2 protein-coding genes are annotated in these 2,222 nt (G+C 67.1%); both read right to left on the bottom strand.

Annotated elements, in window-relative coordinates; translation table 11 throughout:
• Positions 1–147: 147 nt before the first annotated feature.
• On the bottom strand, positions 148–1,449 hold the full coding sequence (locus tag QMK24_RS41065; RefSeq protein WP_502962712.1) for an IS701 family transposase: 1,302 nt from the start codon (positions 1,447–1,449) through the stop codon (positions 148–150).
• A 59-nt stretch (positions 1,450–1,508) separates the two neighbouring features.
• A complete protein-coding gene (locus tag QMK24_RS41060) occupies positions 1,509–1,946 on the bottom strand; it encodes a hypothetical protein (RefSeq protein ID WP_283472019.1) in 438 nt (145 codons plus the stop codon).
• Positions 1,947–2,222 lie beyond the last annotated feature (276 nt).

The following is a 2,222-nucleotide window of genomic DNA, read 5'->3' as shown; positions in this document are numbered from 1 at the left end:
TCCGCAGGCACGTTCCGACTACTCGCCAACACCCGTAACTCAGCGACCTGTTCCACGGAGAGCTCCATGCCAGTACCAACGAGACACACGAGATTAAGTAACGCCAACGGGATCACGAGACACTAGTACTCCAGCTGTAGATCTTGATCACGATTGTTGGAGGGCCTGACGTTGGTAGTGGCTGCTCCGTGCACGGGCCTGGTGTCGTCGGCGCCAGCATGACCAACTGAGCCAGTGCGCCAGGCCGCGTGGTTGCGGTGCGGCGAAGGCGGTGAAGAGACGTTGGATCTCGCCGCAGGTCAGCGGGGCGAGCCCTGGCGGCGTGGTCACGGTGGTCCGTTCGATGGCGGCCGTGACCACGAGGAATGCGTGCGCGAGCATGGCCAGCGTGGTCCAGCGATGCCAGGAGGTCCAGCGGCGGACCTGGTGCTCGTCCAGGCCGGTCAGGCCCTTCGCGGACTGGAAGGTCTCCTCCACCGTCCAGCGGCGCCCGGCGACCCTGACCAGGGCGCTCAAAGGAACGGGTCCAGCCGAGTAGCAACGGTAGAAGGCGAGTTCGCCGGTGCGCCGGTTGCGTCGAATGAGCAACGACCGGTGACCCGTGCTGCTCGCCGGGCTGTCGATCTCTACTTGGGCCCAGTCGTAGAAGCGGTGACCTTTGGCGCCGTCTCCGGCTGAGAGTCGCTGCCATGCAGTCTTCGGGAGGCAGTAGGCCAGCATGCCGGCCGTGAAGACGCCCGCACGGGTCGGGGTCGGTCGCTTGCGTGAGACGGCGAGGACGTAGCCGACCTGACGGCGCTCCGGTTCGGCGCTCAGGTGGGGGTCGCCGCCGTAGACCTCGTCGCCGGTGACCCATGAGGCCGTGACGCCGGCGTCCAGGGCCTGGGTGATCATCTCGGTGGCCAGGGCGGGCTTGGTGGCGAACCCCGTGTGGTCCGGGATGCCTGCGGCCCGGCACCGGTCGGGGTCCTGAGTCCAGGAGCGTGGGATGTAGAGGCGCCGGTCGATGGCAGCGTGCCCGACCGGGGTGGAGTAGACGAGGTAGACGGCGACCTGGGCGTTTTCGATTCGCCCCGCGGTCCCGGTGTACTGGCGTTGCACCCCGACGCTCGCGGTGCCCTTCTTCAGGTCACCGGTCTCGTCCACCACCAGGACGGCGTCCTGGTTGCCGAGGTGCTCGACTACGAAGTCCCGTATGTCGTCGCGGACTTCGTCGGCGTCCCAGGACGCGCGGCTGAGCAGGTGCTGCATACCGGCCGGACTGCTGTCACCGGCATGCTCCGCGATCGTCCAGCAGTTCTTCCGCGGCAACTCTGCCAGCAGGCCCAGCACGAAGGCCCGTGCCCTGCGACGCGGCTCGACCCGGGCGAACCGCCTCGCCACCCTCGCCATCAGGTCGTCGAACACCGGCTGCCACCGGGCAGGGTCTACGCTGCGGCCCACGGCCATCGGCTGATCTTCGTCTGTCCACACAACCGACGATGATCAACGGTGGCCGTGCCCTTTTTCTACGCCACCCAGCAGTACAGGTTCTCGTCTCCCTCGCGGACGGCACGGGCCAGGTCGGCCAAGCCGCTCAGGATCCACACGGCGATCTCGGGGTCGAAGACCTCGCCGTCTGCCGCCCGCTCGGCCACCCACAGCCGGCTGACTTCAGCGAGCCGGTGCTCGACGGCAGTGCACAGGGCATCTCGAAGGGTGCCGGAGACGGCGAGGACGAGCGGACCCTCGCCGTCGTCCGGGTCGACAACAGTCTCGGGAACATCGTCGTCAAGGACTTCCTCAAAGCTCCGACCGGTGAAGATGCCCTCCCACTCGATCAGAGCCTCCTCGACATCGAAGCTGCCGAAGGTCAGGGACTCGAAGACCCCGTCGGGACGACCCTCCGCGACAACAGCGGCAGCTTCGGCGTCCGGTGCCACGAAGAACCTGATGACGATGCTCACCGGGGCATAGTGCCTGTTCCACCGGGCCCGGTCTGCCTGCCAGCGGCCAGCAGAAGCCGACCTACCGACCCGAGATGCTGTCCGCCCACAGGCCAAGATCAAGATCTACAGCTGGGGTACTAGGTTCACCATGAGATCGGGTACAGGTTTCAGAGTGCGGTTCGCGCCGTGATGCCCGATTCGCGATGAGGTCTGGGTGAGGTGCCCTGCTCGGTGGGGTGGGCTGGTGTTCAGGGGCGGGGCTGGGTGAACAAGCCGGGCTCGGGCTCGGTGAGG

The organism is Streptomyces sp. PH10-H1 (assembly GCF_030063355.1).
In the GTDB taxonomy this organism is placed as follows: Bacteria; Actinomycetota; Actinomycetes; order Streptomycetales; family Streptomycetaceae; genus Actinacidiphila.
The sequence above is the reverse complement of the archived record's forward strand: the minus strand, read 5'-3'. Positions and strand labels throughout refer to the sequence as shown.